The sequence below is a fragment of the Floricoccus tropicus genome (assembly GCF_001832905.1).
Classification (GTDB): Bacteria; Bacillota; Bacilli; order Lactobacillales; family Streptococcaceae; genus Floricoccus; species Floricoccus tropicus.
On the sequence record NZ_MKIR01000020.1, the window covers coordinates 44,944 to 69,992 of the forward strand.

At 35.5% G+C, this 25,049-nt stretch carries 19 protein-coding genes; 4 read left to right on the forward strand and 15 right to left on the reverse strand.

What is annotated here, in order from left to right:
- Positions 1 to 19 precede the first annotated feature (19 nt).
- The 4 genes from BG261_RS06090 to BG261_RS06105 all read right to left on the reverse strand — a co-directional run bounded on the left by BG261_RS06090 (position 20) and on the right by BG261_RS06105 (position 4,451).
- Positions 20 to 403 carry a hypothetical protein gene (locus BG261_RS06090; protein WP_070792255.1) on the reverse strand — a complete coding sequence of 128 codons (384 nt, stop codon included), beginning with the start codon at positions 401 to 403 and terminating at the stop codon, positions 20 to 22.
- Positions 397 to 1,866, reverse strand: coding sequence for a Y-family DNA polymerase (locus BG261_RS06095; protein WP_070792257.1), 1,470 nt, complete (start codon positions 1,864 to 1,866; stop codon positions 397 to 399). The genes BG261_RS06090 and BG261_RS06095 overlap by 7 nt, the downstream gene beginning before the upstream one ends.
- A gap of 532 nt (positions 1,867 to 2,398) precedes the next feature.
- A complete protein-coding gene (gnd, locus tag BG261_RS06100) occupies positions 2,399 to 3,823 on the reverse strand; it encodes an NADP-dependent phosphogluconate dehydrogenase (RefSeq protein WP_070792258.1) in 1,425 nt (474 codons plus the stop codon).
- 94 nt (positions 3,824 to 3,917) lie between these two features.
- A complete protein-coding gene (locus BG261_RS06105; protein ID WP_070792259.1) occupies positions 3,918 to 4,451 on the reverse strand; it encodes a YceD family protein in 534 nt (177 codons plus the stop codon).
- Between the two features lie 120 nt (positions 4,452 to 4,571).
- On the opposite strand from BG261_RS06105, the gene aac(6') reads away from it, so the two are divergent.
- Positions 4,572 to 5,006 (forward strand): aminoglycoside 6'-N-acetyltransferase, encoded by a 435-nt coding sequence (gene aac(6'), locus BG261_RS06110; protein WP_070792260.1) that lies wholly within the window; start codon positions 4,572 to 4,574, stop codon positions 5,004 to 5,006.
- 70 nt (positions 5,007 to 5,076) lie between these two features.
- Here aac(6') and scrK read toward each other — a convergent pair whose 3' ends face one another.
- Entirely contained in the window at positions 5,077 to 5,952 is an 876-nt protein-coding gene (gene scrK / locus BG261_RS06115) for a fructokinase ScrK (protein WP_070792261.1), read from the reverse strand.
- Positions 5,953 to 5,978: 26 nt separating this feature from the next.
- Positions 5,979 to 7,889, reverse strand: a complete 1,911-nt coding sequence (locus BG261_RS06120) for a sucrose-specific PTS transporter subunit IIBC (protein WP_070792262.1) — start codon at positions 7,887 to 7,889, stop codon at positions 5,979 to 5,981.
- A gap of 189 nt (positions 7,890 to 8,078) precedes the next feature.
- Between BG261_RS06120 and BG261_RS06125 the strand changes: the two genes are divergently transcribed.
- Both BG261_RS06125 and BG261_RS06130 read left to right on the forward strand, forming a co-directional pair.
- Positions 8,079 to 9,503 carry a sucrose-6-phosphate hydrolase gene (locus BG261_RS06125; protein WP_070792264.1) on the forward strand — a complete coding sequence of 475 codons (1,425 nt, stop codon included), beginning with the start codon at positions 8,079 to 8,081 and terminating at the stop codon, positions 9,501 to 9,503.
- Positions 9,503 to 10,441: a LacI family DNA-binding transcriptional regulator gene (locus tag BG261_RS06130; RefSeq protein ID WP_070792266.1), complete on the forward strand. Its 939-nt coding sequence runs from the start codon at positions 9,503 to 9,505 to the stop codon at positions 10,439 to 10,441. The genes BG261_RS06125 and BG261_RS06130 overlap by 1 nt, the downstream gene beginning before the upstream one ends.
- A 30-nt stretch (positions 10,442 to 10,471) precedes the next feature.
- On the opposite strand, the gene leuD is transcribed toward BG261_RS06130, so the two are convergent.
- Genes leuD through BG261_RS06150 form a run of 4 tightly spaced genes read right to left on the reverse strand, consistent with a single transcriptional unit; the run spans position 10,472 to position 15,055 of the window.
- Positions 10,472 to 11,074 (reverse strand): 3-isopropylmalate dehydratase small subunit, encoded by a 603-nt coding sequence (leuD, locus tag BG261_RS06135; protein WP_070792268.1) that lies wholly within the window; start codon positions 11,072 to 11,074, stop codon positions 10,472 to 10,474.
- Entirely contained in the window at positions 11,074 to 12,444 is a 1,371-nt protein-coding gene (leuC, locus tag BG261_RS06140; protein WP_070792271.1) for a 3-isopropylmalate dehydratase large subunit, read from the reverse strand. Before leuC ends, leuD begins: the two co-directional genes overlap by 1 nt.
- A gap of 16 nt (positions 12,445 to 12,460) precedes the next feature.
- Positions 12,461 to 13,498, reverse strand: a complete 1,038-nt coding sequence (gene leuB, locus BG261_RS06145; protein ID WP_070792274.1) for a 3-isopropylmalate dehydrogenase — start codon at positions 13,496 to 13,498, stop codon at positions 12,461 to 12,463.
- Between the two features lie 36 nt (positions 13,499 to 13,534).
- Entirely contained in the window at positions 13,535 to 15,055 is a 1,521-nt protein-coding gene (locus tag BG261_RS06150; RefSeq protein ID WP_070792276.1) for a 2-isopropylmalate synthase, read from the reverse strand.
- Positions 15,056 to 15,431: 376 nt separating this feature from the next.
- Between BG261_RS06150 and lysS the strand changes: the two genes are divergently transcribed.
- Positions 15,432 to 16,925 carry a lysine--tRNA ligase gene (gene lysS / locus BG261_RS06155; protein ID WP_267887301.1) on the forward strand — a complete coding sequence of 498 codons (1,494 nt, stop codon included), beginning with the start codon at positions 15,432 to 15,434 and terminating at the stop codon, positions 16,923 to 16,925.
- Between the two features lie 138 nt (positions 16,926 to 17,063).
- On the opposite strand, the gene pheT is transcribed toward lysS, so the two are convergent.
- The 5 genes from pheT to BG261_RS06180 form a co-directional block, all read right to left on the reverse strand.
- Complete coding sequence (pheT, locus tag BG261_RS06160; RefSeq protein ID WP_070792279.1) at positions 17,064 to 19,424, reverse strand: phenylalanine--tRNA ligase subunit beta; 2,361 nt, start codon at positions 19,422 to 19,424, stop codon at positions 17,064 to 17,066.
- A 61-nt stretch (positions 19,425 to 19,485) separates the two neighbouring features.
- Positions 19,486 to 20,523 (reverse strand): phenylalanine--tRNA ligase subunit alpha, encoded by a 1,038-nt coding sequence (gene pheS, locus BG261_RS06165; RefSeq protein ID WP_070792281.1) that lies wholly within the window; start codon positions 20,521 to 20,523, stop codon positions 19,486 to 19,488.
- A 448-nt stretch (positions 20,524 to 20,971) separates the two neighbouring features.
- Positions 20,972 to 21,949: a LacI family DNA-binding transcriptional regulator gene (locus BG261_RS06170; RefSeq protein ID WP_070792283.1), complete on the reverse strand. Its 978-nt coding sequence runs from the start codon at positions 21,947 to 21,949 to the stop codon at positions 20,972 to 20,974.
- Between the two features lie 39 nt (positions 21,950 to 21,988).
- Positions 21,989 to 22,651, reverse strand: coding sequence for a beta-phosphoglucomutase (pgmB, locus tag BG261_RS06175; RefSeq protein ID WP_070792286.1), 663 nt, complete (start codon positions 22,649 to 22,651; stop codon positions 21,989 to 21,991).
- Positions 22,652 to 22,768: 117 nt separating this feature from the next.
- On the reverse strand, positions 22,769 to 25,030 hold the full coding sequence (locus BG261_RS06180; protein ID WP_070792288.1) for a glycoside hydrolase family 65 protein: 2,262 nt from the start codon (positions 25,028 to 25,030) through the stop codon (positions 22,769 to 22,771).
- Positions 25,031 to 25,049 lie beyond the last annotated feature (19 nt).

A 25,049-nucleotide genomic window follows, 5' to 3' on the forward strand; every position in this document is an offset into this window, starting at 1 on the left:
TTTTTGGTAGTTCTTTTGTTTAACAACAGAGAGAAGGCCACATATCCTCTCCTTCTTGATATTTAACTGATAATATATTTTTTATATCTATTTTTCTTACTTCACCTACTTTAAAGAAGACAAAGTCTGTTGATGTAAATTCAACGACTGTTCCATACATTTTACTCATAATATCATCAACAGAAATGATAATTTCCACTGAAAGCTTGTTCAAATATGCTTGGTTAAGTAGTTGTATCTTCTCTTCAAGATCTATTTTATCAACTTTTTCTTGTCTAGCTATGAGGGCATCTCGTTTCATGGCACTCCCATGCTCTGATAAATAAAAACCCATCCATTTTTTCATACCTCTATCTTTATAATCACGAATCTCTGGAAACTTACTATAGGATCTATCTACCATTTTTCATCTTTACTCAAGCCGTCTAGTCCTCCCGCTCCACCACCTGAGTGTCCTCCAACTAATTTAGTGCGTTCAATTACTCTTGATCCTTTAGATAGGGCTGTAGCTTTTTGTACTGATATATAACCATATTTATCTCTAATCAGATCGATGCTTTCTTGAAGTTTATCTTTTTTTTCTTCAATTTCATAATCATCAAAAAGAGAAACCAGAGAATACGATTCATCAGTTAATCCTGAGTAACTTACGCCAACTCTTCTAACTGCTCCTCTTTTATATTTACTTCTAAACAATCTAATTATATGTTCTGTTAGAAGATCAGTACGGTTAGTTGGCTCTATCTTAACTTGACTATGAATCGATTTTCTATCTTCAGCCATGGCGAAACCAACATATAAAAAAATGCAGGTTGTTTTTTTCTTATCACGTCGAAGCCTAACACCAACTTGTTCCGCCATTTCCTTAATAACTATCTCTATTTCATCCTTATCATAATAATCACGTGGTAAGGTTTGAGAATTGCCTATTACTCTTGATTTAGTATGGTATGGTTTCTTAACATTGCTTTCGTCTATTCCATTTGCATGAAAAAAAAGTTGGACACCTATTACACCAAATTCATCTTTTAAAATTTTCGGATCTGTGTGAGCTAAATCATATATTGTATGAATTCCAAGTTTCTCCAATCGTTTTTTAGTTCTACGATTAATACCCCAAAATTCTGTAATATCTTCAATCGTCCAAAGTTTTTCAGGAACATCTTCATAATTGATTGATGCCCTCATTGTTTTATTATGTTTAGCATAATGGTCTAAAGCTACCTTAGCTAGCATAGGATTACAATTTGACATTCCCACAGTTGAATAGATACCTGTTTCTTTAAGTATTAATTCTTGAATATCACGAGAAACCAAGTCTAATTTTTCTTTCCTTGAAAGCTTTGAATCAGGATAAAAGTAATTTAAAGAGCCTGTTAAATCAACAAAACCTTCATCAATTGAATACCAAAATATCTCATCTCGAGGAGCAAAACGCTCGATTAGATGCTGAATTTCCATGTTTACTGCTATATAGCGATTCATTCTCGGTGGTACAATATGTGTTTGCTTCGCCCAAGCTTCGATATGTTGAATATAATCTTCAGTTGGAGGCAGAGCTCTTCCATTCCAATCTCGTTCACAACTTTTATAATACTTATTGTAATTAAATTTTCTATTATGTAAATGAAAGGGTAATTCACGGCTTCTACTAACGTTTAGATTGCCAAATATTTGTTTAAAAGTGGGAGAGCTAGCCAATATTAGGCCAGCTGAATTTCCAGCATGACTCATTACGCATAGAGAAGATCCCAGTGGATTGAGCCCTAAATCAACACATTCAACGCTTGCATAAAAAGACTTCATATCAATAAATGCTATATCGCTTTGCTGTTCCAGTGAGTAATCAAAATCTGGTTCTATCATAACTTCACTCCTCAATAAGATTTATAGTCACTTAAAAATAGATTAATACATCAACTAATAAGCTTGTTTATTCAAGTATAATCGGCAGCGGAGCGGAGTTCCTTGTCTTGCGACTCACACTAATAAGCTTGCTTATTAAAGTGTAATCGACAGCCTAGTAAAACGAAGGTATTTCTATTCTAATCAACTATATTTAATTTACCTAAATTATATACGATTTAATTCGTATTTTCAATGATATATTTAAAAACAACAAAAGAAAAACGAGCGGGCATGCTCGTTTTTCTTGTAGGAATTTTTTTTGGAGTTTTATTTTAAGGAGTTTGCAAGTTTTATTAATAATAAGACTTGCGGAGTTTTATGAAAAAAAGTTTTGAGTTATCTAATTGCTTACACTGGATAATCTCTAAAATTCATTTTTTATAGAAGGTTTATCACCTGTCTATGTATATATAATAATATAAATGATATTTAAGAACATCAGACTTAAGACTGAAATTTAAAAAGAATCTCCTAAGAGACTCTTTTTAAATTATTTTTCATCATACCAGTTATAATGGAATGTACCTGGACGATCTGTTCTTTCATATGTGTGGGCACCAAAGTAATCACGTTGTGCTTGGATTAGATTAGCTGGTAATACTTCTGAACGGTAGCTATCAAAGTATGCAATTGCAGAAGAGAATGTTGGCACTGGAACACCTGCTTGAACAGCTAGGCCAACTACATCACGAACTGATTGTTGATACTTCTCAGTTATTTCAACAAAGTAATCATCTAATAGCAAGTTTTCAAGGTCAGCATCACGATCATAAGCATCAGTAATTTTTTGTAGGAAACGAGCACGGATAATACATCCCGCACGCCAGATGCTTGCAATGTCAGCAAATGGTAGATCCCAATTATTTTCTTTACTTGCAACACGAAGTTGAGCAAAACCTTGAGCGTAGCTCATAATTTTTGAGAAATATAAAGCTTGTCGAATTTTTTCAATTAGTTCTTCCTTATTAATTTCAGCTGCAACTAGGCTTGCTTTTGGTAAAACTTCACTAGCCTTCACACGTTCATCTTTATAAGTTGAAATGTAACGAGCAAATACAGACTCAGTGATAAGAGGAAGTGGAACACCTGAATCTAATGCAGATTGGCTAGTCCATTTACCTGTCCCTTTATTTCCTGCAGCATCAAGGATAACGTCTACTATCGGTTTACCAGTTCCAAGATCATCTTTACGAGTCAAGATATCTGAAGTAATTTCAATTAGGTAACTATCCAATTCACCTTTGTTCCATTCAGTAAAGACATCAGCCATCTCATCAGCAGTCATTCCTAGTAAGTGTTTCATAAGGTCATATGATTCAGCGATTAATTGCATGTCACCATATTCGATACCATTGTGAACCATTTTAACATAGTGACCAGCACCATCAGGGCCAATATAAGTAACACAAGGTTTTCCATCTTCCGGAGCTTTAGCTGAAATTTCTTCAAATACAGGTGCAATCAGATCATAAGCTTCGCGTTGTCCTCCTGGCATGATTGAAGGACCTTCAAGAGCTCCTTTTTCTCCACCTGATACACCAGTACCAATGAAATTAATACCAGAATCAGCAAGCTCATTATTACGACGAATTGTATCTTTGTAGAAAGTATTACCACCATCGATTAGGATATCACCTTTGTCTAAGTATGGAAGTAAGTTTTGGATTGTAGCGTCAGTTCCAGGTCCTGCTTGAACCATAAGCATAATACGACGTGGTTTTTCAATAGAATTTACAAATGTTTCAATATCATAGCTAGGTACAAAATTTTTATCTGGGTGACTAGCAACTACGTCCTCAGTTTTTTCGCGGCTACGGTTGAAAATTGCAACTGTATACCCTCTTGATTCAATATTTAGAGCAAGATTACGACCCATTACGGCCATACCAACTACACCAAAATTCGCTTGTGTCATCTATATTCTCCTATTTCATTAAGTAAAATTTTTACATTATTCTTTAAATTATAACATTTTTAGTCCAAAAATCAATTTAATATCACAGTTCAGACTAGTCAAATAAGCCATCAAGACTTGCAAAAGGAGATTTTTTTTCGCTTTCCTTTTCCTCTTGTTTAAGAGCATAATCTTCCTCTGATAAAATTTCCCAATCATTACCACTTGGTAAATTATCATTTTCCTCTTCCGCAGGTGTCAGCACGCGCAAAGGAATTTCTAAAATAATATTATCAGCAACCGACTCATCTAAACTAATGGCATCGCGTTCTAAAATCAAAACATTTTCATCTTCTAAAAGATTTTTTTCTTCCTTAAGATAATCCTCAGTGACAAAAGTCTCATTGACAGGAATATCATTAACTAAATCGACCTGCTCCAAACTTCTTGTTGACGGAAGTGATAAAGTATAATCAGCTTGGTAGTCTAGAAGATATAAACCATCCTCATAGCTCACTGATCCTGCAACATGAACTGGAGTCAAAGAAATTACCTCCGGATAACGCTCCTTCAAGTTTTTTTCTAAGTCTAACACCTCATCAAAATTTATTGTTTCTCTTTTTCTAATCTCGTTCAAAGACCATTGCATTATATGTATGCCTCCTTTAAAGTATTCCCCTAATTTTACAATATTTTACTTAAAATTACTAAAAGAATATTTCCATTGCATCTTTTTCTTACTAGTTTAAAATAAAGATAGGAGGTTCCCATGATAAAAAAAGCAAATATAGAAAATTTAGAAATTGTCAGCAGCCTAGCAAAATCCCTGTGGCCAGATAATAACCTTGATGACTTAAGAGAAGAATTTACTGGTATTTTAAATGATAAAGAAGCAGCAATTTTCCTCCAAGAAGATAATGGAGAATTTATCGGCTTCGCCCAATGTCAACTTAGACATGACTATGTTGAAGGTTGTGACTCCTCTCCAGTTGGTTACCTTGAAGGAATTTACATTAAAGAAAATCGCCGGAGACAAGGCTTTGCACATGACTTGCTTAGAGCATGTCAAGAGTGGGCTTGCGAATCTGACTGTTTAGAATTTGCCAGCGATTGTGAACTTGATAATCTTGACAGTTTAGCCTTTCATATTAAAATGGGGTTTATGGAAGTGAATAGAATCATTTGTTTCAAAAAAGAATTATAGAGCAAAAGACCAAAAATCTTAGGAATGATTTTTGGTCTTTTTATATTGGTTATCTGTTAAACCAATATCACTATTCATTTAATTGTTTCAAGGCTAGAGCAAAATTTCCAAGGGTTGCTGAACCATTATTGGCAATTAGTGGTCTAGTAATATATTTTTCAAGAGGTGGTAATTCAACATAGTCATCGAATAACTCTTTGAATTGTTGGCGCACTTTGACTAATAAATCTTCGTCAACTACACTTCCACCAAAAACAACCTTTTCTGGACGAGTAATCAGAGTAACTTGAATTACAGCTTGTGCTAAATAATATGCTAGTACGTCAAATACAGGGTCAGTTCGTGGAACATTTTCCCCTTTGATACCCAAACGAGCTTCAAAGGTTGGTCCAGCTACAAGACCTTCTAGACAGTCCCCGTGAAATGGACAGCTACCCGGAAACTCTAAGTCATCTGGGTGTCTTCTTAGATATGTATGACCCATTTCTGTGTGTCCCATACCTCCTAGGAACTCGCCATCAATAACTGCTCCACCACCTACACCTGTACCTACTGTGTAGTATACAAGTGATTCGATTTTTTCATTTGAAAGTGTAGACATAATATATTCGCCGTAAGCCGAACCATTAACATCTGTTGTCCATGAAATAGGTACATTGAATGCTTCTTTAATAACTCCAACAACATCAGTATCTTGCCAGCCTGGCTTCGGTGTCTTAGTGATGTAACCATACTTAGGAGAACTTTTACGAATTTCAATCGGTCCAAAAGATGCAATCCCGATAGCTTCAACGTCATGTTGTTTAAAATATTCCACAACCTTACCTAGTGTTTCTTCAGGTGTTGTTGTTGGTATAGAAACTTGATCCTTAACACGGTAATCCTCATCACCTATTGCACAGATGAATTTAGTTCCACCAGCTTCAATACTACCAAATAGTCTCATTTGTCTACTCCTTTAATAAATATAATTTATGCTTTAATAGCTGCTTCAGCTTCATATGGTTGAGACAAACTTAAGATTTCATCACCATGAGTAACAATATCTCGATCAGTGATAGTATCTACACCCGCATAGTCACTAGTATTTGTGACAATAACCATCGTCATGTCTGAAAGCCCTTTCGCTTCTATTTTACCACGATTAAAGCTACCTAACAATTGTCCTTTTTTAACAATATCGCCTTCTTTAACATTCGCTTCAAAACCATCACCTGCCATACTTACTGTATCAATACCAATGTGGATTAAAATCTCAGCAGCATGTTCTGTTTTAATTCCATATGCATGACCAGTTTCAAAGGCTACACTGATAATTCCATCTGCTGGAGCATATACTTTATCGTCAGTAGGCTTAATAGCAACTCCTTGTCCCATCATACCACTTGAAAATACTTGATCATCAACTTTATTAAGAGGAGTTAACTGACCAGAGATTGGAGCAAAAATAACTTCATCAGATGGTGCTTCATCAGTAACATTTGCCACTGTTTCATCAACTATTTCTTTATCTTCATATCCAAACATATAAGTCAATACAAAGGCAATTGCAACTGAAACAATATTAACAAGAAGATATCTGACTACTTGACCATTTAAATATAAAAGAGTTCCTGGAATCACTGTTACTGCCATACCTGTACCCGCTAAATGCATGATACTAGCTAGCCATCCACCAACTGCTCCTCCAACAAGACCAAAGGCAAACGGTTTAACAAAACGTAAGTTCACCCCAAAAATTGCAGGTTCTGTAATACCTAGAAAAGCTGAAAGTGCTGATGGGAAAGCTAAAGCTTTCATTTTTTTAGATTTTGTCTTCATACCAACAGCAAGTGTTGCTCCGCCTTGAGCTGCAATTGCACATGTGATAATAGCGTTGAAGGCATTTTTACCTGTATTAGCTAGCAACTGAACTTCTAAGAAATTGAAGATGTGATGGATACCTGTAACCACGATTAATTGATGGAAGAATCCTAAAATTAGACCTGCTAGACCAAAAGGTAAAGCTAAAATCCATTCAGTGGCATTAAGTACAACTGTTTCTAGAGAATGGAAAACTGGTCCGATTACTAATAGACCTGCTAAACTCATAACAAACATAGTTACAAATGGAGTCACTAGTAAGTCCAAAGCATCTGGAATTGATTTCCTCAATTTTTGTTCAAGTTTTGAACCAAGGAATCCAACTATAAAGGCTGGTAAAACTGTCCCTTGATAACCAACAACTGGAATGAAATCAAATAACATAATTGCATGCGCATCTCCACTTGCTACTGCATAGGCATTTGGAAGATTTGGACTTACCATCATAAGACCAAGAACAATACCAATTACAGGACTACCACCAAATACCTTAAAACTTGACCAACATACCAATGCTGGTAAAAAAGCGAAGGCAGTATCTGTTAATATTTGTGTGTACATTAGGAAGTTTGGATCAATTGATTCAGGGGTTGTTCCAAATACTTTAAGAATTTCTGGCTGAGTTATAAGTCCTCTTAGTCCCATAAACAGACCAGTAGCAACTAAAACTGGAATAATTGGTACAAACACATCACCGAAAGTTCTAATCAATCGTTGCAATGGATTACCTGATTTTTTCGCTTCTTCCTTCATTTCAGAAACAGATTCAGTAGCTAGACCAAGTTTTACAACTTCATCATAAATCTTATTTACCGTACCTGTACCAAAGATAATTTGAAACTGACCTGAAGTAAAGAACGATCCTTTAACCTTGTCAATTTCATCAACACGATCATGATTTATTTTTGCTTCATCATTAACCATAATCCTTAAACGTGTAGCACAGTGTGCAACGCTACGAATGTTTGAGTCCCCACCAACAGCTTCAATTACTGCTTTGGCTATTTCTCTGTTTTCCATAAACTCTCCTATTCTCCTTTTGTTTTGTAAGCGGTTTATAGTTCTATTATAAATTATTTTATTTTTCTGTCAAACGTTTATCACAAATTTATATAAAAATTTTTAAAAATGCTTTAATAGCAAGGAGGAAGCGTTTGACATTTCATGTCATTTATCATAATATTAAAGAAAAAATGGAGGAAACATAATATGGAATGGACGCGTGAATTACGCTATAAAAATTATAATGAATGGCCTCAAGAATATATTGATGATATCTTAAAGAAGGCTGAAAATTCCGTGTGGAAAAATAGTTTTCACATTGAACCCCAGTCTGGACTTTTAAATGATCCAAACGGATTTTCTTATTTCAATGGTAAATGGCATCTGTTTTATCAACATTTTCCATACGGTGCTTCTCATGGATTAAAATCTTGGTCACACGTAACTTCTGACGACCTTATTAATTGGCAACTTGATGACATACAGGTTTTACCGGATACAAAATTTGATAGCCATGGTGCGTATTCAGGAAGTGCATATGAAATAGATGGTAAACTTTTTCTATTCTATACTGGAAACCATCGCGATCAAAATTGGACTCGACATCCCTACCAAGTAGGGGCATTAATGGATTCTAATGGCGATATCAAAAAGTTCGATCAACCACTTATAAATCCTGATGACAACTACACTGATCATTTTCGTGATCCAATGATTTTTGAATACGAAGACAAGCTCTACATGATCCTTGGTGCTCAGAGAAAAGACAAAACTGGCACAGTTGTTCTTTATGAAGCTATTGACAATAAGATTGAAAATTGGAGAAAAGTAGAGGAATTAAAATTTACGGATCTCGATCTTGGCTACATGGTAGAATGTCCAAATCTCGTATTTGTTGATAAAAAACCAGTTCTTCTACTTTGTCCACAGGGGATGGATAAAATTGATAGTAAAAATATTTATCCACAAGCATACGTGATTGGAGAAAATTTCAATCCACAAACTGCTGAAATTGTTAATCCACATGATATGAAAATTCTTGACTATGGTTTTGATGTTTATGCCAGCCAAGCATTCAATGCTCCAAACGGTATGGCACTTATGACATCATGGCTAGGATTGCCCGACATTAGCTATCCAACAGATGAATTAGGACATCAAGGTGCTATGAGTCTAGTCAAAGAGTTAACTATTAAAGATGGTAATTTATATCAATATCCAGTTAAATCTGTGGAATCATTAAGAAAAAATACTTTTCAAGCTGAGAAATTTAAATTTGAAAAAAATGCCTATGAAACTGAAATTATCGTAAAAGCCCTTTCAAATGCTGAAATCACTTTCTACGGTTCAGATGATAATAAACAAGGATTGAAGCTGATTCTTGAAAATGGAAAAGCTATTCTAGATAGATCTAAATGTGGTATTCAGTTTGCCCTTGAGTATGATAATGTAAGAACATTCGAATATGATAATAGTAAAGACCTTAAAATCAATGCCTTCGTTGATGCAAGCGTTATTGAAATTTTCTTCAATGATGGTCAATATGCATCTTCAAGTCGGGTTTATCCAGAAGCTGGTAATACAATATTCCAAGTGAAAGGTACTGCTCCTGCAGTCTTACATGAATTCTAATGGCCAAACTAACTGATGTTGCTAAACTTGCAGGCGTTAGTCCGACTACTGTCAGTCGGGTTATCAACAACTATGGATATCTGAGTCAAAAAACGATTGATAAGGTCCATGCTGCAATGCAAGAGCTCAATTACCAACCAAATAATCTTGCCAGAAGTCTACAAGGAAAGAAAACTCAATTAATTGGCTTAATCTTTCCCTCTCTAAAAAATCCATTTTATGCTGAGTTAATCGAATATCTCGAAAAAAAATTATTTGATAGAGAATACAAGGTTATCTTTTGCAATAGTGAAAATAATCCTGAGAAGGAAAAATACTACCTTCAAATGCTTGCTGCTAATCAGGTGGATGGAATTATCTCTAGTAGTCATAACTTGGGCATAGATGAGTACGAAAGGCTAAACTTGCCAATCGTAAGTTTTGACAGACTGCTAAGTCCTAAAATCACTACTGTATCAAGCGACAATCTAGCGGGAGGTAAACTATCAGCCCATGCTTTAATTGAACGTGGAGCAAAGAATTTAGCCATCATCTCCGGTGCTAGTCAGTCAGGTAGTCCCTCTGATTATAGAACCCAAGGATTTATGGAGGTGGCGACTACTTTTGACCTTCCTTGTAAACACTTAGAGATTCCATCAGGGACAATTATTAGCATCAAGAAAAATAAAATTAAGAAATTTATTGAAGAAAATAATTTTGATGGTATAGCCTGTACTGATGATCTAACAGCAATCTACTGTGAAGAATATACAAATTGCCCAATTATTGGTTATGACGGGACAGAATTAATTCAAGCTCTACATCCTGAACTTCTAACCATCGTTCAACCGATTGAGGAGCTTGCACAAGTTCTAGTCGATGTTATTATTGATAAGATTAACGGTAAGGAAACTGAACTTGAAATAATATTACCTATTAAGCTTCAACAAAATATTTAAGCAAAAAAACAAGCCAAATTGGCTTGTTTTTTAGATTCCCACTTCTCTTAAGTAGCTTGGACGATTTTCCTCATATCTACTAATTAAATCATCAAATTCCATTGTAAGTCCAATGTCATCTAGTCCATTAACTAACTTCCTTTTCCACTCTGCATCTATATCAAATAAATATGATTTTTCTGATGTTTCAATAGTTTGGTTCGGAAGATCTACAATGATTTCTTGGTCTGGTAAAAGATTAGCCAGTTCCTCACGACTTTCCTCAGCAAGAACGATTGGCAAAAGACCATTCTTAAGAGCATTATTATAGAAAATATCTGAATATGATCCTGCAATGATTACCTTAAATCCATAATCTTTGATTGCCCATGCAGCATGTTCACGACTTGAACCCGAACCAAAATTATCACCACTGATTAAGATAGTTGCACCTCGGTACTGAGGCTTGTTAAGTACAAAATCAGGATTTTCTTCCTTGCCATTTTCTAAATAGCGCCATTCAAAAAACATATTTTTCCCAAAACCAATTTTGTCTGTGGCCTTTAAAAATTGCTTGGGAATAATTTGGTCAGTATCAATATTATCATTCATTAGAGGTACGGTTGTACCTTCATAAACTGTAAACTTTTCCATTATATTACCTCTCTTGCATCAACAAATTTTCCATTTATAGCGGCAAGTGCAGCCATAGCCGGACTACAAAGATGTGTTCTTGCACCATGTCCTTGGCGCCCTTCAAAATTTCGATTACTTGTAGATGCACAATGAACACCTTCTGGAACGTGGTCGGGATTCATACCAAGACACATCGAGCAACCTGGTTCACGCCATTCAAATCCAGCATCAATAAATATTTTATCCAAACCCATTTTTTCTGCAGCTTTCTTAACAGGTCTACTTCCAGGAACAACAATTGCTGTTAGTGAAGAAGCAATTTTCTTTCCCTTTACAATATCTGCTACAAGAATAAGGTCAGAAAGCCGAGCATTAGTACAAGATCCGATAAAGACATAACCTAGGTCAATATCACTCACCTTTTGGCCTGGTTTAAGATCCATATATGAATAAGCTCTTTCGTCATTGAAGTCTTCAATCTCAGGAAACTCTTCTGTAAACTCAACACCCATTTCTGGATTAGTTCCCCAAGTGACCATAGGTGCAAGTTTATCGACTTCAATCGTAATTATCTTATCGTACTGAGCATCCTCATCGCTTACAAGTGTTTCCCAGTCAGCAATTGCTGATTCCATGTCACTAGGTGCCTTTCCACGTCCACGAACATACTCATAAGTTTTACTATCTGGATTCATCAGTCCAATTTTTGCACCAAACTCAATAGCCATGTTACAAATACTCATACGCTCTTCCATTTCAAGCGCATCAATAGCCTCTCCTGCAAATTCAACTGCATATCCAACTCCTGCATCAACTCCATACTTAGCAATCAATGCAAGAATATAATCTTTAGCATAAATACCTTGAGGGGCGACACCTGTAAAATCAATCTTCATTTTTTTTGGTTTAACCTGCCAGATAGTTTGTGTAGCAAAAACATGTTCTACTTCACTTGTCCCAATACCAAAAGCAATTGCCCCAAAAGCTCCATGAGTCGCAGTATGTGAGTCTCCACAGACAATAAGTTTGCCTGGTTGACTTCTTCCTGTCTCTGGCCCCACCATATGGACAATTCCTTGCTTATCACTTCCATGAACTGCCGCATCAATACCGAATTCCTTTACATTAGCTGCAAAAGTCTCAATTTGATTTTTCGAAATCAAGTCTTGAATATTAAAAATATCAACAGTTGGTACGTTATGGTCAGTAGTACCAAAAGTCAAATCTGGTCTTCTCACCTTACGTCCTGCTTCCCTAAGTCCTGAAAATGCCTGCGGACTGGTCACTTCATGTATATAATGTTGATCGACATAAAGAAGCTGTGGCTCACCAATTTCTCCTTCAATTACATGTCTATCCCAAAGTTTATCAAATATCGCTTGTCCCATATCTTCTCCTTCTCACCTACAAATTACTAATTATCGCTTGAGTCATTTCCTTTGTCGTAGCTTGTCCACCTAAATCTTTGGTAAAAATACCATTTTCAAAAGTCTTTTCAACTGCATTCTCAATAATCTGAGCAGCTTCTGATAGATTAAATGATTCTTTAAACATCATGGCAACTGATAAAATCATGCTAACAGGATTTGCAATGCCTAAGCCAGCAATATCAGGTGCACTTCCGTGAATTGGCTCATACATACTCGGACCAGTTTCTGAATGACTTGCTGAAGGCATTACTCCAAGTGTTCCTGGAAGTACACTTGCCTCATCCGATAAGATATCTCCAAAAAGATTTTCAGTTACTATGACATCAAATCTACTTGGATCAGTAATCATTAACATTGCACATGAATCAACAAGTTGATGTTCCAAAGTCACATCAGGATAGTCTAGTGCTACCTGATCAGCAACTCTTCGCCATAATTTACTTGTAGCTAGAACATTTTGCTTATCAACACTGGTAACCTTTTTCCCTCGTGTACGGGCTGTTTCAAAGGCAATTTTCATAATTCGAGTAATTTCTTCAACATTATAATCATTAACATCACGCGCTTTATCATCATCAAGTGTATGTTCACCAAAGTAAATACCACCAGTCAATTCACGTACCATTATAAAATCAACTCCTTCAATAATCTCAGGCTTTAATGGTGACAATTTTTTTAACTGATTAAAGATTTTTACAGGACGAATGTTGGCAAAAAGTCCTAATTCCTTGCGCAAGCGGAGAAGTCCTTGTTCTGGACGAACTGTTGCTTCATTATATTTTGGATGACCAATAGCTGCTAAGAGAATTGCATCTGAGTCTTTAGCAGCATTTAATGTATCTTCTGGTAATGGATTTCCTTCTTTATCAATTGCCACTCCTCCAAAATTCTTCGCATCTATTTCGTATTCAAACCCAATTTTCTCAGCCGTTGCTGCAAGAACCTCAAGTCCTGCCTTCATAATTTCCGGACCAATTCCATCGCCAGCCAAAGTAACTATTTTTTTTGCCATATTTATTTCCTTAACGTCCCTCTATCTTAATTTATTTTATTTTTCGTTTTCTCTTTTTATAAAAGCATTTGCTCTTAGATAGGCTTGTGCACTTGCCTTTAAAACATCATAATCAATTCCTCGAGCTGAGAAGTGAGTACCTGTTTTTGGATTGGTAACATTAACTTGAACTTCTGCCTGTGCATCAATTCCTGATGTTATTGCATCAATCTCATATGATTCAAGCGTTACATCTTGATCAAAATAGTTATCAATTGCATTGAATATCGCTTCTACACTTCCTGAACCCTTTGCATCAATTTCTTTAGATTCTTGAATCGCCTTATTAAATATTGAAACTCTCGCTTCTTGTTCATCACTAGAGTTATAAGATAACCTTACGTCTTCCAATGTAATTTCACTGTCAGCTGAGTTATGGCCTAGAATCAATGCTCTGACATCTTCATCAGTAATTTCTTTTTTCTTGTCGGCTAGCTTTTTAAAGTTAGCAAAATGCTGATTTAGTTCTTCATCCGTAAATTCGAATTCCAGTTCTTTAAGTTTTTCTTTGAAAGCGTGGCGACCAGAGAGTTTTCCTAGAGGAAGGGAATTGAATTTTATCCCAACAAGCTCAGGAGTGATAATCTCGTAAGTTTCAGGATTTTTAAGTACACCATCTTGGTGAATACCACTTTCATGAGCAAAAGCATTTCCACCTGTAACTGCCTTATTTTTTGGAATTGATAGACCAGAATATCTTGAAATCATGTCAGCAGTTGTTTTAGTTCTATTTAGGACAATATCACTTGTAGCCTGATAATAATCTTTTCGGATATGAAGAGCTACCGCTACCTCTTCAAGGGCTACGTTTCCTGCTCTTTCACCGATACCATTAACTGTTCCTTCCACACGACCGGCACCATTTTTGATTGCCGCAAGTGTATTAGCTGTAGCCATTCCAAGATCATCATGACAATGTGGGCTAAAGATTATTTTATGATCCGTCTTAACATTTTCTATCAGGAATTTAAAAATTTGACCAAATTCTTCTGGTGTAGTGTAACCAACTGTATCAGGGATATTAATATATGTAGCACCATTATCCACTGCGGTTTGAACTGCCTTTAAAAGAAAGTCTTTATCAGTTCTAGTAGCATCTTCTGGTGAGAACTCCACTATTTCGAATAGTGATCTTGCATAAGTCACATGTTCAGCAATACTTGCAATAACTTCATCAGGTGTCATCTTAAGCTTATACTCCATATGAACTGGACTTGTAGCAATAAATACATGGACTTGAGGATACTTAGCATCTTTTAAGGCAAGAGAAGCTTTGTCTATATCACCTTTAACACATCGACATAGTCCAGTTACGGCTGTGCTAGTCATTGCCTTAGCAATTTCTGAAACTGCTAAAAAACTATCAGGACTTGCTGCTGGAAATCCTGCTTCAATTGCTGAAATTCCCCATTTTTCTAATTGTTTTGCAATATCGATCTTCTCTTGAACTGAAAAGTTCACTCCTGGTGTTTGTTCGCCATCTCTAAGACTTGTATCAAGAAACTCAATTTTTCGCATAAATGCCTCCATTTTTTATTAAAAGAAAAACGCCCACATGGGACGTTTTACTCGTCCCACTTTGACTTACGCCAAACAGGACTCACAATATGAATACATCTAAGTATTCTGCGAGTCCTTATACAATAATAATAAATTGAATGTTTGGTTTGTCATTGGGAATTCTTCCTTTGTTTTAATTTTTATTAATAATATACCAAATATTTTTTATTGTCAATAATTTTTAGAAAATTATCAAATATTTTTAATTTTCTTCCTTTATTTTTTATTTTACTGAATTAAGGCACATTTAGAGTTCCCTTGGCTCTTAGTCCTTTAAATTTTCTTACTTTCGTGATAAAATATAACGAATAACACTATATTTAGGAGAATTATTTTGGCTGAAAATATTAAAGAAGAATTAAATGATCAAATGCTTGTCCGTCGTGAAAAAATGGAAAATTTACGCGAACAAGGTATTGATCCTTTTGGTCACCGTTTTGACCGTACTCATAATTCTGGTGAACTACATGCAGAATATGATCAATTTACTAAAGAAGAATTAAACGAAAAAGATTTAAAAGCTACTATTGCTGGACGTCTTATGACTAAGCGTGGTAAAGGTAAAGTTTCATTTGCCCACCTTCAGGACCGTGAAGGACAAATTCAAATTTATGTTCGTAAAGATGCTGTTGGTGACGAGCCATATGACATTTTCAAACATGCTGACCTTGGAGACTTCTTTGGAGTTACTGGTCAAATTATGAAAACTGACATGGGTGAGCTTTCTATCAAGGCTGAAGAAATCACTCTTCTTTCTAAATCACTTCGTCCTCTTCCTGAAAAGTATCATGGACTTAGCGATACTGAAACAATCTATCGTAAACGCTACTTAGATTTAATTTCTAACAAGGACAGTTTTGATCGTTTTGTAACTCGTAGTAAAATTGTTTCTGCAATTCGTCGTTACATGGATGGGCTAGGATTCCTAGAAGTTGAAACACCAATCCTTCACAATGAAGCTGGTGGAGCTGCTGCTCGTCCATTCGAAACTCACCATAATGCTCAAGATATGGACATGGTATTGCGTATTGCAACTGAGCTTCACCTAAAACGTTTAATCGTTGGTGGTATGGAACGTGTTTATGAAATGGGACGTATCTTCCGTAACGAAGGAATGGATGCAACACATAACCCTGAGTTTACAACAATTGAAGCTTACCAAGCATATGCTGACTTCCAAGATATTATGGACCTAGTTGAAGGTATCATTCAAGATGCTGCTAAAGTAGTAACTGATGAAGATACAATTACTTATCAAGGTCAAGAAATCAAGATTGGTCAACCATTTGCGCGTGTTCACATGATTGATGCAATTAAAGATATTACCGGTGTTGACTTCTGGCAACCAATGTCTTATGAAGATGCTGTTGGGCTTGCTAAAGAACATAATGTACCATTAGAAAAACACTTTACTCTAGGACATATCATTAATGCCTTCTTTGAAGAGTTTGTTGAAGACACTCTTGTTCAACCAACATTTATCTATGGACATCCAGTTGAAGTATCACCACTTGCTAAGAAAAATGCTGACGATCCAAGATTTACTGACCGTTTTGAATTATTCATTATCGGAAAAGAGTTTGCTAATGCCTTCACTGAATTAAATGATCCAATTGACCAATTAGAACGTTTTGAAGACCAGGCAAAAGCTAAAGAACTTGGTGATGATGAAGCTACTGGTATTGACTATGACTTCGTAGAAGCACTTGAATATGGTATGCCTCCTACAGGTGGACTTGGTATTGGTATTGACCGTCTAGTTATGTTATTAACAGATACAACAACTATTCGCGACGTATTACTATTCCCAACAATGAAAAATAACTAAGATAAACACAAAAATCACCCTGTATAAAATTTATACAAGGTGATTTTTCTATTAAATCTATATTATTGTACTTTGAAATTTAAACCCTCGTAAGGAATTTAATCCTTATTGAGGGTTTTATAATATGCAATTGAATTATTATCTAACTTCAAATCCTGCTTCGTTAAGTTTTTTAACGATTTTATTAATTGCTGAATTTATTTCTTCGTCTGTTAATGTTTGTTCTGGGTTTTGGAATGTCAAACTGTAAGCTAATGATTTCTTGTCAGTTGGAACATTTTCACCTGTATAAACATCAAAGATAGAAACATTTTTAAGTAATTTAACTTTGGCAGAGTAAATTATATCAAGGACTTCTTGGTTTTCTGTATCACGATTAACTAGAAGTGCAAGGTCACGTTTAACTGCTGGGAATTTAGGAATTTCAGTAAATACTACTTGTTCTGGTTTATTTTCTAAGATACCAGTTAAATCAAGGCTTGCTACATATGTTGTAGGAATATCGTATACTTTTGCTACCGCAGGATGAACCTGACCAACAAAACCAATTTCTTTTCCACTTACAATAACGCGAGCTGTACGGCCTGGATGCATATCTTCAAGTTTAGTTTCTTTTTCAAAACGTAAATCCATGTCTTGCAAGAGAGTTTCAACAACACCTTTAGCTTGGTAAAAGTCTGTATTACCAGTGAAAGCCATAGCAACTTGAGGAAGTTCAGTCGGACGACCGTCATCTTCATTACCAAATTTGACGAATACATTTCCTACTTCATAGATAGCAAGGTCGCTGTTTCCACGCGCCATATTGTAATTAACAATGTCAAGCATACCTGGAATAATCGAATTTCTTAAAGTTTGTCTTTCTTCACTCATCGGCATAGCAAGACTTACAAGTTCAGTAGAAACTTTCGTGAACTGGCTAGCCTTTTCAGGCGTTGTCAAAGCATAGCTGATAACTTCAGTAAGACCTGCTCCCTCAAGAACTGTGCGCGTGTCACGACGCAATTTTTGCATAGGTGTAAGCTCACCAATCGTGTTACCAGCGTTTGGAAGAGTACTTGGAAGATTATCGTAACCATAAATACGGGCTACTTCTTCAACCAAATCAGCCTCAATAGTAATGTCCCAACGACGAGGTGGGATTGTAACCACAAGATTTTCACCATCAACACTTGTTTCAAATCCTAGTTGGTCAAAAATAGCTACCACTTGGTCGATTGTCAAATCAGTTCCCAGTGAAGAATTGATTTTAGTCAAAGTAATCGCTACATCAACACTTTGAGGTTTATAGTCATTACTTTCTACAACACCATTTAAAACTTTACCTCCAGCAAGTTCAGCAATCATAGCTGCCGCTGTATCTAAAGCAAGAGTTACATCTGCTTCATTGATTCCTTTTTCAAAACGAGCACTTGATTCTGAACGAAGATTGAATTTTTGGCTTGTTTTACGAATTGATGCTCCATCGAATAGTGCTGCTTCGAGAACAACATTTGTTGATTTTTCAGTAATTTCAGTATCTAGTCCACCCATAACTCCCGCAAGAGCAACAGGTTTATCTGCGACAGTAATTACTAGATCATCAGAAGTTAATTCACGTTCTACATCATCTAAAGTTGTAAGTTTTTCTCCATCACGTGCATCACGGACAAGAATTTTTCTTTCTTTAAAAGTATCCAAGTCGAAAGCATGCATTGGTTGTCCAAAATACATAAGAATATAGTTGGTAACGTCAACAACATTACTGATTGGACGAACTCCGATATTCATTAATAGATTTTGAAGCCATAAAGGACTTGGTCCTACTTTTACATCTTCAATAATACGAGATTTATATGTTTTAGATTTAGCACTGTCAACTTGAACAGCTATTTCATCACTTGTTTTTTTATCGTCTTCCTTAAGTTCAATACTTGGGAAATTTACTTTTTTATCATAGATAGCTGCTACTTCATGAGCAACTCCACGCATAGATAGAGCATCAGCACGGTTAGGAGTGATTGAAAGTTCAAGAACTTCATCATCCATACCAATGTATTTAAATACATCATCACCTACTTTTGCATCACTTGGCATGATATAGATTCCATCAGCATATTCTTTAGGTACTACTGAATCTGGGAAACCTAATTCTCCAAGAGAACAAATCATACCCAAGCTTTCATAGCCACGCATCTTACCTTTTTTAATTTTATAATTTCCTGCAATACGAGCTCCTGGAAGGGCAACAATTACTTTGATTCCTTCCTTAACGTTTGGTGCACCGCAAACTATTTGACGAGGTCCTGCATCACCAGTATTCACCTGGCAAAGATGTAGATGAGTTTCTGGAATATCCTCACATGATACAACTTCTCCAACTACAATGCTCTTTAAACCATCTTGACGAGATTCAACTCCCTCAACTTCGATACCGCTAGTTGACATTTTCTCAGCTAGGTCAGCTGCTGGAACATCAATGTCAACGTATTCTTTTAACCATTTATATGAAACTAACATTTGTTACTTACTCCTTTTGTAATGTCTATCTATCTAAGTGTAGATATTATTATGTTCACTATTATTTGAATTGTTCAGTGAAACGTTGGTCTCCTAGATAGAAACCGCGGATATCATTGATTCCGTAACGTAGCATTGCAATTCTTTCTTGTCCAAGACCAAAGGCAAATGCTGAATATTTATTAGAGTCAATACCACTCATTTCAAGTACACGTGGGTGAACCATACCGGCACCTAGAACTTCAATCCAACCTGTTTGTTTACAAACATTACATCCAACACCACCACACTTAAAGCATGATACGTCAACCTCAACAGATGGTTCAGTAAATGGGAAATAACTTGGACGAAGGCGAATTTTTCTATCTTCTCCAAACATTTTCTTGATAAGAGTTTCAAGAGTACCTTTCAAGTCACCCATTGAAATATTCTCATCAACAACAAGTCCTTCAATTTGATGGAATTGGTGTGAGTGAGTCGCATCATCTGTATCACGACGGTAAACACGTCCAGGACTAATCATTTTAAGAGGTCCTTTAGTAAAATCATGTTTATCCATAGTTCTTGCTTGAACCGGACTAGTATGAGTACGCAATAGAATTTCAGGAGTGATATAGAATGTATCTTGCATATCACGCGCTGGGTGATCTTTTGGAAGATTCATACGTTCGAAGTTATAATAATCAGTTTCTACTTCATATCCATCGACAACTTGGTAACCCATTCCTAAGAAAATATCTTCAATTTCTTCTGTTGTTTGAGTTAGGACATGGCGCGTACCACGTTTAATTTCAGTACCTGGCAAAGTTACATCAATTTCTTCCTTCTCAAGAGCAACCTGCATTGCAATTTTTTCCAAGGCTTCTTTTCTTAATTCTAAAAGTTCAGTTACCTTATCTCGGAATTCATTAGCTAAGGCCCCTACCTTTGGACGCTCTTCAGCTGATAAGTCCTTCATTCCTTTAAGAATTTCAGTTAACTCACCTTTTTTACCGAGTATGGCTACTCGAAGGTCATTTAATTCTTTGTCATCTTTAATAGTGTCAAGGTTAGCAAGTGTTCTTGCTCTCAACTCTTCAATCTTTGCTTGTAAGTTCATGATTCTCCTCTTATATATGATATATATAGCCACTTAAAAATAGATTAATACATCGTTGACTCATTTCGATGAACGCTAGTTCTATCATCAATTCGTCGCCTTGTCTTATTTCTATTTTAATCAACTATAAATGCAGTAAATATTTTTCACTACAAAATAAAAACGGTCCATCCATCCCTTATACAAGGAACGAAAGACCGTGGTACCATCCTAATTTATGCACTAAAAAGCGCAACTCTTTTTTGATAAGGGAATTCTCCCTGTCTTATAAACTTGGGTGAACTTCATCTAACATCCAAATAGTATGCTTACAGTCGATGACATACATTCCCTGGTATTTTTCCACTAGATTACTCTTCCAAAAGACAATTATTGCTTTGATTATAACAAAAAACCTTATAGAATTCAAGGACTATCCTTAAATATACTACAAGGTACTGTACACAGTTTATTTTACACTTTCTCTTTCTTTTAAGTAGAAAGGTACAATTATTTTTTCGCTGTAAATTTTAGATTTATCATCAGAATTTATTAACTCCGATAATTTTTCAACAGCAACTTCTCCAAGACGAGCAACATTTATATCAAAACTTGTGATATAGGGATGGATTAGGCTTGCAAAAACTGAGTTATTGAAGCTCAGTACACTAACATCATCAGGTACATTTAAGCCTTGTTTGTTAATACTTTGAATTACCATTAATGCCAATGGATCATCCATAACAATTACTGCACTCTCTCCATCAACTTTGAAATTATTTTCATCGAAATGAAGTAGCTTACCTACTAAATCACGTTTCACCAGTTCTTCATGAAAGCCCATATAACGTTCTTCAAAAACAACTCCTTCTTCAGTGTCAGTAACAAAAGAAATATGCTTATGATCTTTATCAGCAAGATAAGCAACAGCTTCTTTACCTAGGAGCTTATTATCATTGTCTACATAAGTTATTTCATTTTGCATTTCACTAGGAGTTCCAACAAGAACGAAGGGAATATTTTCAGTAATTAGGTATTGGCGTACTGGATCTGATTGACCAGCATAAAGGACAATAAAACCATCAACCCTTTTTTCAGAGTACATAAGTCTCACTTGTTTCTCTAATTCTTCGATACTATGCCCAGTTGCAATTGCTACCGTTATATCATTATTACGAGCCTCTTCATTAATTGAAGATAAAATCTTCATGAAGAATGGTCGACTTTGTTTATTTTCAATTGGTGGGAATATAACACCAATTGCCCCACTTTTTCCACTTGCTAAAATTTTTGCTGCTGCATTTTGAGTATAACCCAAAGTTTCCATTGCTTTGCGAACTTTTATTTTAGTTTTGTCAGAAATTGATGGGCTATCTTTTATAACCCTACTAACAGTTGAAGGATTCACTCCTGCAAATGCCGCAACATCTTTGATCGTAACTGCCATAATTTTTACCTAAAAGAGCGAATAATCGCTCACTTCCACTTATTTGTTATTCCAAGTATCTTTCAAGAAATCTAATGTTAATTTACTTGTATCAGGAACAATACTAATATCAAATCCTAGATTTTCTGGACTTCCTACTCCAATAGGATATGCTCCAGAAGATTTAATTGCTTCAATTCCTGCTTGTGCATCTTCAATACCAATTGAATCGGTAATAGCTACATCAACACCATCAGCTGCAGCTAAAAAGATATCTGGCGCTGGCTTAGATTGAGCAACTTTTGCAGGGTCAGCAATTGCATCAAAATAGTCAAGAAGATCCATTTTTTCCAGTAAAAATGGACCATTTTTACTAGCAGATGCCAAAGCAATTTTAAAATCGTTATTTTTTAAATCTTGTAAAAGTTCTAAAATTCCTGGATATACGTCTTTTGGACTAACTTTGTCAATCATTTTAACATAATTATCGTTTTTTTGTCTAGCTAGATCTGCAAATTCTTCTGCTGTAAAGTCGTTCTCACGTCCACCTTTTTCAAGAATTCTTGTAAGTGAATCCTCTCTTGAAACACCTTTTAATTGTTCGTTAAATTCACGATCAATATCAATTCCTAATTGATCTGCTAACTCTTTCCATGCTAAGTAATGGTACTCTGCTGTATCTGTGATTACTCCATCTAAATCAAATAAAACTGCTTTAAACATCTTATCTCCTTAATCTTTGTTATTTCTTATTCTTTAAATATTATTTTAAAAAAGGTGAACAAATCTAATCAGAGCATTTAGAAAATATCTCTTACAAATAATTGTCCACCAATATTTCTATTTTAATTTAGTTGTATATTCATCAACCAAATTTACTTTTTCGCCATACACTTCAAGATCAATTGCATCGCCTTCAAGAAGTGATAGGCTTACATTTTCAGCTACGTCAACTTTAATTAAGCGTCCACGGTAAGTGATATGGAAAGCATAACCTGACCAGTCGCTTGGCAAGAATGGCGCAAATGAAAGTTTTCCATCCCAAGTCTTCATTTGAGCAAATCCTTGAACAATTGCTAGCCATGAACCTGTCATTGAAGTAATATGTAACCCATCTTCAGTATCATTATTATAGTTATCAAGGTCGAGACGGGCAGTTCTTTGGTACATTTCAACCGCTTTTTCATCCATCCCTAATTCAGCAGCAAGAATTGAGTGAATTGAAGGACTTAATGAACTTTCATGAACAGTCATTGGTTCATAGAAATCAAAGTTCTTTTGTTTTTGATCAATTGAATATTGATTACCAAAAAAGTAAATTCCTTGAAGAACATCAGCTTGTTTGATGAATGGACTACGAAGAATCTTATCCCATGACCAATTTTGGTTAAGCGGTAAATCTGATTTATCTAATGCTGAAACTGGACGAATATCTTTATCTAAGAATCCATCATGTTGAACAAATACATCAAGTTCCGCGTCATATGGATAGTACATTTTTTCTACAATGTCAGCCCATTTAGTAAGTTCTTCTTGACTCACTTCAAGATCTGGTCGTGGGTACTTAGCTAGGCTTTCTGCCGTGTACTCAAGAACCCAGGCAGCTAATTTATTTGTATACCAGTTATTGTTGATATTATTTTCATACTCATTTGGTCCAGTTACACCATGAATCATGTATTTCTCATTACGTTTAGAATAATGAACACGATCAGCCCAGAATCGAGCAATTTCCACTAAAACTTCAAGTCCTTCATGAGCAAGATATTCTTCATTACCTGTATAGTTAGTGTAATTATAAATTGCATAAGCCATTGATCCATTTCTATGGATTTCTTCAAAAGTGATTTCCCACTCATTGTGACATTCAATACCATTGAAGGTTACCATTGGATAAAGAGCACCTTTAAGTCCTTGTTGGCGTGCATTATGTTTAGCTTCCTCAAGTTGACGACGACGATATTTAAGAAGGTTTAAACTTACACTTTCATCAGTTAATGCTAAATAAAGTGGAATTGCATAGGCTTCTGTATCCCAATATGTAGCACCTCCATATTTTTCCCCAGTAAATCCTTTTGGTCCAATATTTAGACGATCGTCTTCACCATAATATGTTGAGAATAGTTGGAATAAGTTAAAACGAATACCTTGTTGAGCTTCATCATTACCAGAAATTACAACATCTGCAAGATCCCAACGTTTTGCCCATTCTGCTACTTGTCCATTATATAAATCAGCGTAATTTTTTGTTGCAATATTTTTAGCAATCTCTTTATTGGCAGCATGATTTTCATCAAGTGTTGCATAATCACGGCTAGTTGTAACAATTACACGTTTTTCAAAGTATTTAGTTTGATCTGGTACTATAACTGTTTCAAAGATATCAGTAACAGAAGTTTCATCTTTAGAATGACCAGATTTTTCAAAATCTCCAACATGTTGTTGGCTTGCTAGAACAGTAAATTGTTCAACACCAAATGGGTTTTCTTTTGTTTCAGTCGCTACCCATGAAACAGCTTCCTTATTTTCAGTTCCTAGAATATTCCAGAAATTTTCTTCATAGTTAGAGTCTTCATTATGAACATCAGCATCAATAATACTTTCGATTTTAACATCATGATCTTTGCCATCTACATTTTCAAATGAAAAAGCATAGCTTGCAAATTCTTTTACTTCAAGTGAAAGGAAGCGTTCTGCTGATACCTTAACTCCATTAGTTGTATATCCATATGATAAAATACCTTTTTGCATGTCTAAATCAAGTGTAAAGTCAGTAACTTCTGCTGTATATAAGTCTACTTCTTTTCCATCAATATAAAGTTTAATTTTACCGAAATTTAAAGCATTAATTGCTTTACCAAAATATTCAGGATAACCATTTTTCCACCAACCAACTCGAGTTTTGTCAGGGAACCAAACGCCTGCAATGTAAGTACCTTGATGCATGTCACCAGAATATGTTTCTGCAAAGTTTCCACGCATACCCATGTAACCATTACCGATAGAAGTTAGACTTTCTTGCAGTCTACGATCTTCTTTTTCAATCTTGTTAGAAGTCAGATGCCAAGGACTCACTTCCATAATGCGTTTAATTTTCTTCATGATTTCTCCTATACTCTTA

Bases quoted from the DNA above. Each gene is read 5' to 3' on its own strand.
- BG261_RS06105 (WP_070792259.1), bottom strand. From the start codon at position 4,451: ATGCAATGGTCTTTGAACGAGATTAGAAAAAGAGAAACAATAAATTTT.
- leuB (WP_070792274.1), bottom strand. From the start codon at position 13,498: ATGGCAAAAAAAATAGTTACTTTGGCTGGCGATGGAATTGGTCCGGAA.
- leuC (WP_070792271.1), bottom strand. From the start codon at position 12,444: ATGGGACAAGCGATATTTGATAAACTTTGGGATAGACATGTAATTGAA.
- BG261_RS06150 (WP_070792276.1), bottom strand. From the start codon at position 15,055: ATGCGAAAAATTGAGTTTCTTGATACAAGTCTTAGAGATGGCGAACAA.
- BG261_RS06090 (WP_070792255.1), bottom strand. From the start codon at position 403: ATGGTAGATAGATCCTATAGTAAGTTTCCAGAGATTCGTGATTATAAA.
- pgmB (WP_070792286.1), bottom strand. From the start codon at position 22,651: ATGTTTAAAGCAGTTTTATTTGATTTAGATGGAGTAATCACAGATACA.
- leuD (WP_070792268.1), bottom strand. From the start codon at position 11,074: ATGGAAAAGTTTACAGTTTATGAAGGTACAACCGTACCTCTAATGAAT.
- BG261_RS06120 (WP_070792262.1), bottom strand. From the start codon at position 7,889: ATGGAAAACAGAGAAATAGCCAAAGCAGTAATTGAAGCTGTTGGTGGG.
- BG261_RS06095 (WP_070792257.1), bottom strand. From the start codon at position 1,866: ATGATAGAACCAGATTTTGATTACTCACTGGAACAGCAAAGCGATATA.
- BG261_RS06170 (WP_070792283.1), bottom strand. From the start codon at position 21,949: ATGGCAGTTACGATCAAAGATGTTGCGGCATTTGCAGGAGTGAATCCT.
- gnd (WP_070792258.1), bottom strand. From the start codon at position 3,823: ATGACACAAGCGAATTTTGGTGTAGTTGGTATGGCCGTAATGGGTCGT.
- BG261_RS06180 (WP_070792288.1), bottom strand. From the start codon at position 25,030: ATGAAGAAAATTAAACGCATTATGGAAGTGAGTCCTTGGCATCTGACT.
- pheS (WP_070792281.1), bottom strand. From the start codon at position 20,523: ATGAACTTACAAGCAAAGATTGAAGAGTTGAGAGCAAGAACACTTGCT.
- BG261_RS06130 (WP_070792266.1), top strand. From the start codon at position 9,503: ATGGCCAAACTAACTGATGTTGCTAAACTTGCAGGCGTTAGTCCGACT.
- BG261_RS06125 (WP_070792264.1), top strand. From the start codon at position 8,079: ATGGAATGGACGCGTGAATTACGCTATAAAAATTATAATGAATGGCCT.
- pheT (WP_070792279.1), bottom strand. From the start codon at position 19,424: ATGTTAGTTTCATATAAATGGTTAAAAGAATACGTTGACATTGATGTT.
- scrK (WP_070792261.1), bottom strand. From the start codon at position 5,952: ATGAGACTATTTGGTAGTATTGAAGCTGGTGGAACTAAATTCATCTGT.